Here is an 8,359-nt window from a genome sequence, read left to right as displayed (position 1 = left end):
TTTAGGAATCTATGGCTCTTATAACACGGGCCAGCTTGGGCACCGCCAACTGATAGCTTGGATGTAATTCCATTCTTCTCGCTACACCAGTTGCTCTATCTGTACAATTTTAAAACACGCCCTAGAACCATCTGCCGTGGGTCGATCATGGTCTGCACCTGGAGTTCGGGGCTGGATTTTCGTGCGGTGGCAGCCGCAGCCTCCCAGCGCTCGACTGCCTGGCGGTCTTTGGCCAGTTTCTCGGCGAGCATCCGGTCCTGCTCAAGTTTATCACGGAGCAGCTTTTCCTTGGCCGCCTGCTCCTTCGCCATCTGCGTGGCTGCCTGTTGTTCTTGCGCGACTTTCTCCGCCGCCTGCCGGCGTTGCTCCGCTTCCTCGGCCTCCCGGTCCAGGCGTGACTGACGCGTGATCGAGCCGATGAGATAAATGAGACCGGCGACGATGAGGATGAGGCCGATGCGGTTGAGGCTCATGGCGGAGGCTAGCAGCATGACTCGAACATTCAAGAATGCCGCCAAAGTGGCTGTCAGCCCACGGATTGCGCTCCGTTTGCGCATCCTTGGGCATGGATTGCTTTGGGCTAGGAGATCATTCTGGCCGTGCGTTCATGGGGCAACGCGCACTGAACTCCAACCTGACTCCATCCCATGAAAGCTATCCTCGCTCCGCTCCTCCTCAGTCTGGCCATGACCGCCACGGTGTTCGCCGCCTGGCCGATCAACGATGAATGCCCGGTGGACCACAAGGCCGCCCGCCCGATCTACCGGGTGAAGACCGACGAGGGCTTTGTGGCCTTCTGCTGCACGGACTGCATGCAGAAGTTCTCCAAATCCCCCGGCTCCTACCCGGTGAAGAAGAAAGAAGTGGCGAAGTGAGCCTGCTCACTTGACCAGTCGGTGAACGACACGCTTTCTCCAAGTGCTGACGCCTTCGCTGGTGTCGGGTGAGACTCCACGTCAGCCCCATGGGCCATTTTCGTTGTGGGAAGTGGCGTTCATCGGCGTTTGGTTGAAGAATGACGCCTTCTGCCTTTTCCCTCCAACAGCGTGACATTTGGGTCTTCGGCGGCGCTGGCTACCTAGGACGCTCTGTCGTGACTCAACTCGTGGAGAGCCAGGCTGTCGTGCTCTGTGTCGATCTGGGTGATCGAGCCGCGCAGGCCGTCCAGGAGGCCGGATGGACCTCGCAGGTGACCGCCGCCTCTCTCGATGCGTCCGACACCTCCGCCCTGGAACGATTTGTGCATGATCAAATCACCTCACGTGGCGTCCCGCACGGCTTGGTCGTGATGACCTACGCCTCCACGGCGAAGCGCTTCGACGACCTTACCGTGGAGGATTTCGATCACGCGAACCACGGCAACCTTACCGCCACCTTCGCGCTCGCTCGCGCTGTCGGTCAGCGCATGGCGGGGAAGGGCAGGGGGAGCATCGTCCTCTTTTCGAGCATGTATGGCAGCGTTTCTCCCGATCCCTCGGTTTACGCGGAGCCGATGAGTCCGAATCCCATCGAGTATGGCGTGGGGAAGGCGGGCATCCAGCAAATGGCGCGCTACCTGGCCGTGCATTGGGGGAAGCAAGGCGTGCGCTGCAACAGCATTTCTCCCGGCCCGTTCCCCAATCCTACGTTGCAGCGCGACAAGCCCGAGTTCATCGAACGTCTCGCACAAAAAGTGCCGCTCGGTCGCGTCGGCCAGACTCCTGAGATCGCCGGCGCGGTTACCTTCCTGCTCTCCGACGCCGCGTCCTTTATCACCGGCCAGAATCTCGCCGTGGATGGCGGCTGGACGTCGTGGTGATGAAAGGAATGACGAAATCAGAATGAGGAATGATGAATGAATGGCCAATGACGGAATTCATTTCCGCATGAACCAGGTTGGTTGATTCGGGCTTCATTCATCATTCTGAATTCGCCATTCGTCATTGCCACGACATCAAGCTGTCTCTCCGCGCACGAGTTGCGGCATCAAGCGGATCGCCTTCGGCGGCAAAACACCGGTCTCAGCGAGCTGTCGTGCCGCCTTTGACACGCTTCGCGCGAACTGCGCCGGATTAGCCGCGTAACGCGTGACCGCCGGCACCGTGTGCTGGAGAAACGTCTCGTCATCGCGCGACACGACCGCCATGTCCTGCGGGATTCGCCTGCCGCTGCGTTGCAAGTGCATCATCACCGTCAGCACATGCACGCCGCGCGCTACGACGCAGGCCGTTGGTGGGTTCGGAGAGCGCAGCAGCTTGTCCATCACCACGCACACATGCTCTGCCGTGCCGTTGTGACGCGCCACCTGCAACACGGGCGGCTCCGCGCCCTGCATGGCCTCGTTCAAACCGTGCTCGCTTTCGATGTCACCGCCGAAGTCTCCTTCGGGCCGGATCAGCACGATGTGCCTATGCCCCTTCCGCCGCAGCATGGCCCCAGCATGCCGGCACAACGCGCGATAGTCCGCGTCGATCGAGGGCAGCGCGATCCCGCGCGGGCTCGATCCCACCACGAGGCACGGGAGCTGTTTTCGGAGAAACCAGCTCTGCATCGGCTCCAGCGAGCTGAACAAAATCCACACCGCCGCCGGCGATCGTGCCGTCAGCGCTTCAAGAGCCCGTGCGGGCTTCGCGGTAAAGCATGCGGGTGTCACATGCATTTCCAGCGTGAATCCGGCACGTGAGAGCTGGTCCCGCAGCTCATCCACCATCACCACCGCCGACGGCGACATCGCGATCAACGGACGCGACGACAAAATCGCGATCACGTTCGATTGCGCGGGCTTGGGCGTGGTTTTCTTCAAATGAATGCGCCGCCGCTGCCGCTCGCTTACCTCCAGATGTCCCTCGCGTTGCAGCTCCGCCAGCGCCGCGCGCAAGGTGTGGCGGCTGACCTGCAGGCGGGCGCACAGCTCGCGCTCGCCCGGAAGATGACCCTGCCAATGACCTGACTGGATCGTCTCCAACAGGCTTTGCGCGGTGAGGCTGACGAGCGAGACGCGCTGCGGTGGCTTCGGGCCTGAATGAGTGTGTTTTTGCATCTGGTTCTGGCAACGGGCCAGCAGCATAGCGTTGGTGCCCCGCGTTTGAAAAGCCTACTTTCGCTGGTCATGCCGCAAACAGCCCGTTCCCTGACTCACGCCGACCTTCTCCAGCTCAAGCGCTGGAACACTCCGACCATCTACAACGGCTGGGAGCAGATCACGAAGCGCGATTCCGGTGCGGATGCTTTCAATATCGAGGAAACGCGTGATTTCATGCCGCAGATGGGGCCAATGGTCGGTTACGCCGTCACCTTGGTGATCGAACCATCGAATGCATCGCATCGAAAAACCAATCCCAGCGCCGGAGAAGAATTTCGGCGCTACATTGCCAGCATTCCCGGCCCGAAGATCGTCGTCGCGCAGGACCTCGACAAGCCGCGTGTCCTCGGCTCAGCTTGGGGAGAAGTCAGCGCGAACATGTTCCGCGCCCTCGGCTGCGTCGGCACCATCACCGATGGCGCGATCCGCGATCTCGATGAAATGACCAACGCCGGCTTCAAAGCACTCGCCCGCCGCCTCTGCGTCGGCCACGCGCATGTGCATCCCGTGCGCTGGAACTGCGAAGTCGAGGTCTTTGGCCGCAAAGTCAGTCCCGGCGACCTCATTCATGCCGACAAGCACGGCTTCCTCGTCATTCCGCCTGAAGACCAGCCCAAGCTGCTCGAAGCCGCCCGCTTCATGGATGCCAACGAGTGCAACACCGTCATCCCAGCCGCTCGCGGCAGCGCTGGACTCAACTCTAACGAACTCCTCTCCAATCTCGAAGCCTCCATCACGCAATTCAGCGCCAACGTGAAAGCCGGGTTCAGCCGCGAAGGCGAGTGGTAGCCCCTTCATGCTCATGCAACTCTTCCTCCCCATTCTTATCCTCCTCATGTTGTCGGCCGCATCTGCGGAGAGCCTCATCACGCTCAATGTCGAACCTTCCAAAGAGCACCCGCGCAACTCCGAAGGCTCCTTTGCCACGCTCGCCTCAGGCCGCGTCATCTTCATCTACTCGCAATTCTACGGCGGCAATGGTGACGAGAGTCCCGCACGCCTCGTCAAAATTCATTCGGACGACCAAGGCCGCACCTGGAGTGCTCCCGTCACCGTCGTGGAAAACACCGCAGGCAACAATGTGATGAGCGTGTCGCTGCTGCGCCTCGCCAGCGGCAAGCTCGCCATGTTTTACTGCATCAAGAACAGTTGGATCGATTGCCGACCGCACATGCGCCTCTCCACCGATGACGGCGAGACCTGGACCGAGCCCAAGCTCATCCAGCAAGCCCCCGGTTACTTCGTTTTGAACAACGACCGCGTCATCCAGACCGCGAAAGGCCGCCTCATCGTCCCGCTCGCCTTTCATCGCTCATGCGGCACCGATCCGCACACCAGCAAATCCTGGGACGCCCGCGCCATCGCCACCTGGCTCTATTCCGATGATGAAGGCACCACCTGGATCGAATCCTCAAGCTGGTGGGCCATGCCCGTGCGCAGCGGCAGCGGCCTGCAGGAGCCCGGCGTCGTCGAACTCGCCGATGGCAGCCTCTTTTCGTGGTCCCGCACCGATCAAGGCACGCAGTACAGCTTCCGCTCCACCGATGCAGGCAAGACCTTCTCGCCGCCCGAGCCCACCGAGCTCAAATCGCCGAATGGTCCCGCCAGCATCAAGCGCCTTCCCGGCAGCAGCGACCTCCTCGCCATCTTCAACGACCACTCTGGCATGTTTCCGTTCCCGCCGAAGAAGCGCAATCCCTTCGTCGCCGCCATCTCCACCGACGGCGGCAAAACCTGGCCGCAGCGCAAACTCATCGAGAGCGACCCCGACGGCCTCTATCACTACACCGCCATCCATTTCATCGGCGACGCCATGCTCATCGGCTACTGCGCCGGCGACAGCAAAGTCGGTGCCCTCAACCGCCTCCGCATCCGCCGCATCACAATCGATTGGCTGAAGCAACCATGAAGCCACGCATCATCGCCCTGCTGCTTGGAGCTTTCGCCGCACTCCATGCCAGCGAAACGTGTGACATCACCGACCGCAAGGTCATCTCCACCCACACGAGCGCCGATCCGAAGGACCCAGCGAACACCTCGGGCCGAGCCTCGCGCTGCTGCTGGATGGGCGGTTGATGGCCGTGTGGTTTGCGTCGCCATCGGAAGGCGTGGATCGTCTTGAAGAAATGAGCCCATCATGAAACTGGTTTTCATCATCCTATTAGGCATCGCCACGATGCCGACAATCCATGCCGCTGATCCCGTAGTCGCTGCCAAGGCCACGCTGCCGGATTTATCGCCGAAGGCGGAGTATGCGGATGATCGGCGCATGCATCAGGGCATCCCTAGCATCGAACGGGCGAAGAATGGTCGCCTGTGGGCGGCGTGGTATGGCGGTGGTCTGGGGGAGGATCAGCATAACTTTGTCATGCTCGCCACGAGTGGTGATGACGGGCGCTCGTGGTCGCCTTTGAAGCTGGTGATTGATCCCGATGGTAGCGGGCCGGTGCGGGCCTTTGATCCTTGCCTGTGGCATGATCCGCAGGGGCGTTTGTGGTTGTTTTGGTCGCAAAAAGACCCGGCTTCCATGCACAACTTCGCCATCATGACAGAGGACGCGTCAGTGGAGAATCCGGTGTGGTCGCAGCCGCGCTACCTCAGCAAGGGCGTGATGCTGAACAAGCCCACGGTGCTCACTTCGGGCGAGTGGCTGATGCCTACCTGCATCTGGCGTGACGAACACAGCTCGCGCATCCTGCGCTCCACGGATCATGGCGCGACATTTGAGGAGTTCGGCAGGGCAACGATACCGAAGTATGAAGACCGCAACGGCGACGAAAACATGATCGTCGAGCGCAAGGACGGCTCGCTCTGGATGCTCGTGCGCACGGGCTACGGCCTCGGCGAATCGTTTTCCAAAGATCGCGGCAAGTCGTGGACGGACGTCGCACCGTCTGGCATCCAGCACGCAGAGTCGCGTTTTTTCATCCGCAGGCTCGTCAGCGGGCGGTTGCTCATGGTGCGTCATGCGGGCACGGTGCGTTCCCATCTCACGGCGTATCTGTCGGAGGATGAAGGCCGCACTTGGGGCAAAGGTTTGCTCGTGGATGAACGCGGTGGCGTCTCCTATCCCGATGCCATCGAGGGGCCGCAGGGCAAGATTCGGCTCATCTACGACTACAATCGCAAGACGGTCGAGAAGCATATCCTCATGACCGTTTTTCACGAGGACGATGTCCTGCGCGGCAGCTTCAGCGAAAAGGCAAGGCAGCGTGTCATCGTCAATCAAGCCACGGGGCGCAATCCCATCACGCAGCCTTACGATGTGGCGGTGATCGGCGCCACGCCGAGCGGTATCGCCGCCGCCATCGCGGCGAAACGCGCGGGCGTGGCCCATGTCACGCTGGCGGACCCTTCCGCGCATATCGGCGGCCGTTTTGCCGAGACCATTGGCTTTGGCGAGATCGACCGCATGAAGCCGGAAACCGTTGGTGGCATGTGGACCGAGCTGCGGGCAAAAGTGGATGCTCACTACGGCAAGACCACTTCGACTCCGGAGCCACATGTGATGGAGCAAATCCTCCGCGAATGGCTGGAAGCTGAGGGTGTGGTGTTTGCGGATCGTTTTCAGCCGGTGCGTGCCGATAGAAAGGACGCGCGTCTCGTGCGGGTCTATTCCGACTACCGTGGCCGCGTCGAAGCCTCCGTCTTCATCGACGCCACTTACCACGGCGATCTTTTGCCCATCGCGGGCGTGAGTTTTACCATCGGTCGCGAATCCCGTGCGCAGTATGGCGAGTCGCTTGCTGGCGTGTTGTTGAAACTCACAAATCCTCCCGGCCCCATCGATCTTCCCATCATGAGCAGCCCCATCAGCGGTCTCGCCGCCGATGGCAAAACGCTGCTCCCGCATGTGCAGGGCCTCACCACCGATGTGCGTGATGGCGATGGCGACACGCACCTGCAATGCGCCAATCTTTACGCCTGCCTTACCAAAGACCCCGGCAAACGCGTGGAACTCACCGTGCCGCCCAACTACGATCCCGCCGAGTTCGAACTGCTGCGGCGCGAGATCGCTCGCCTCGGCAAAGACGCCAAGTTTGGCTTCGGCGGCGGCGTCCCCGGCAATAAAACCAAGATGAACGACGGCGTGAACTACTTGCTCCACTGGGGCCTTGCTGGCGGTGCGGACACTTACCCCGCCGCCACGCCGAAAGAGCGCCGACAGATCTGGGAAACGCATCGTGCCTACACGCATCGCATGCTGTGGTTCCTCCGCAACGATCCCTCCGTGCCCGAGTCCATCCGGCAAAATCTCCAGCAATGGGGCCTGCCGAAAGATGAGTTCACTGACAACGGCCACTGGCCCTACGACCTCTACGCCCGCGAAGGTCGCCGCATGATCAGCGACCTCGTCATGACTCAGCGCGACCTCTTTGCCGACCTTACCAAGCCCGACTCCATCGCCCTCGGCAGCTTCCCCGTGGACTCCCACGTCGTCCGCCGCCTCGCCTCGCCCGATGGCAAAGAAGTCGTCAATGAAGGCGGCTATCTCGTCATCCCGCCCATTTATCAGATTCCCTATCGCGCCCTCACGCCGAAGGCCACCGAGTGCGACAACCTGCTCGCCACCTGCGCCCTCAGCAGTTCCCGCGTGGCCTTCAACTCCCTCCGCGTCGAGCCCACCTGGATGATGCTCGGCCAAGCCGCCGGCACCGCCGCCGCGATGGCGCACAAAGACAAAACGACCGTGCAGCGCGTGAATGCAGCAGAACTCCAGCGGCGTTTGCGTGAAGCCGCTGTGCCAATTGATAGACCTTGAACAACCGCCCCCCGCAGTCACCTACCATGCGTCGCCACCTCGCTCTTAGCTTCCTCGCCACCACCGTTCACCTCATCGCGGCCGACACGCCGAAGCAGGGATGGAACCCGGACACGACTTTCCCGCCGCTCTCGCCTGCGGACGCCATCAAGACCATCGAGGTACCCAAGGGCTATCATCTCGAATGCGTGGCGAGCGAGCCGATGGTGGAGGAGCCGGTGTCCTTTGCCTTTGATCCAAATGGGGCGCTTTATGTCTGCGAGTGGCGCAGCTACATGCAGGACGAGTTTGCCACGGATCAAATGAAGCCCGTCAGCCGCGTGGTGAAGCTGGTGGACACCGATGGCGATGGCATCATGGACAAGCGCACCGTGTTCATTGATAACGCCCTCCTGCCCCGCACCGTCCTGCCCATGGGCGACCGCGTCATTGTCAGCTTCACCGGCGACAGCTCCTACTGGGCCTACTTTGACGACAACAAAGACGGCGTCTCCGACCGCAAAGAACTCATCTTCAAAACCGGCACGGATAAAGGC

8 protein-coding genes and 1 pseudogene are annotated in these 8,359 nt (G+C 61.3%); 7 read left to right on the top strand and 2 right to left on the bottom strand.

All coding sequences use genetic code 11. The annotated features are described in order from the left end of the window. Positions 1 to 95: 95 nt before the first annotated feature. Positions 96 to 491 (bottom strand): hypothetical protein, encoded by a 396-nt coding sequence (locus tag ACILSE_RS22335; protein WP_395719662.1) that lies wholly within the window; start codon positions 489 to 491, stop codon positions 96 to 98. Between the two features lie 156 nt (positions 492 to 647). On the opposite strand from ACILSE_RS22335, the gene ACILSE_RS22330 reads away from it, so the two are divergent. Together ACILSE_RS22330 and ACILSE_RS22325 are read left to right on the top strand one after the other, a co-directional pair. Next, on the top strand, positions 648 to 875 hold the full coding sequence (locus ACILSE_RS22330) for a hypothetical protein (protein ID WP_395719661.1): 228 nt from the start codon (positions 648 to 650) through the stop codon (positions 873 to 875). A 140-nt stretch (positions 876 to 1,015) separates the two neighbouring features. Beyond that, entirely contained in the window at positions 1,016 to 1,798 is a 783-nt protein-coding gene (locus ACILSE_RS22325) for an SDR family oxidoreductase (RefSeq protein WP_395719660.1), read from the top strand. A gap of 135 nt (positions 1,799 to 1,933) precedes the next feature. Here ACILSE_RS22325 and ACILSE_RS22320 read toward each other — a convergent pair whose 3' ends face one another. Beyond that, positions 1,934 to 3,019 carry a substrate-binding domain-containing protein gene (locus tag ACILSE_RS22320; RefSeq protein ID WP_395719659.1) on the bottom strand — a complete coding sequence of 362 codons (1,086 nt, stop codon included), beginning with the start codon at positions 3,017 to 3,019 and terminating at the stop codon, positions 1,934 to 1,936. A 69-nt stretch (positions 3,020 to 3,088) separates the two neighbouring features. On the opposite strand from ACILSE_RS22320, the gene ACILSE_RS22315 reads away from it, so the two are divergent. The 5 genes and pseudogenes from ACILSE_RS22315 to ACILSE_RS22295 all read left to right on the top strand — a co-directional run. Next, positions 3,089 to 3,850 carry an RraA family protein gene (locus ACILSE_RS22315; RefSeq protein WP_395719658.1) on the top strand — a complete coding sequence of 254 codons (762 nt, stop codon included), beginning with the start codon at positions 3,089 to 3,091 and terminating at the stop codon, positions 3,848 to 3,850. A 13-nt stretch (positions 3,851 to 3,863) separates the two neighbouring features. Then, complete coding sequence (locus ACILSE_RS22310) at positions 3,864 to 4,970, top strand: sialidase family protein (RefSeq protein ID WP_395719657.1); 1,107 nt, start codon at positions 3,864 to 3,866, stop codon at positions 4,968 to 4,970. Beyond that, a complete protein-coding gene (locus tag ACILSE_RS22305; RefSeq protein ID WP_395719656.1) occupies positions 4,967 to 5,137 on the top strand; it encodes a hypothetical protein in 171 nt (56 codons plus the stop codon). The genes ACILSE_RS22310 and ACILSE_RS22305 overlap by 4 nt, the downstream gene beginning before the upstream one ends. 61 nt (positions 5,138 to 5,198) lie before the next feature. Continuing rightward, positions 5,199 to 7,823, top strand: coding sequence for an FAD-dependent oxidoreductase (locus ACILSE_RS22300; RefSeq protein WP_395719655.1), 2,625 nt, complete (start codon positions 5,199 to 5,201; stop codon positions 7,821 to 7,823). Positions 7,824 to 7,849: 26 nt separating this feature from the next. Further along, positions 7,850 to 8,359: pseudogene (locus ACILSE_RS22295) on the top strand (cytochrome C); the annotation flags it as partial.

The sequence above is a fragment of the Prosthecobacter sp. genome (genome assembly GCF_044236155.1).
Classification (GTDB): domain Bacteria; phylum Verrucomicrobiota; class Verrucomicrobiia; order Verrucomicrobiales; family Verrucomicrobiaceae; genus Prosthecobacter.
The sequence above is the reverse complement of the archived record's forward strand: the minus strand, read 5'-3'. Positions and strand labels throughout refer to the sequence as shown.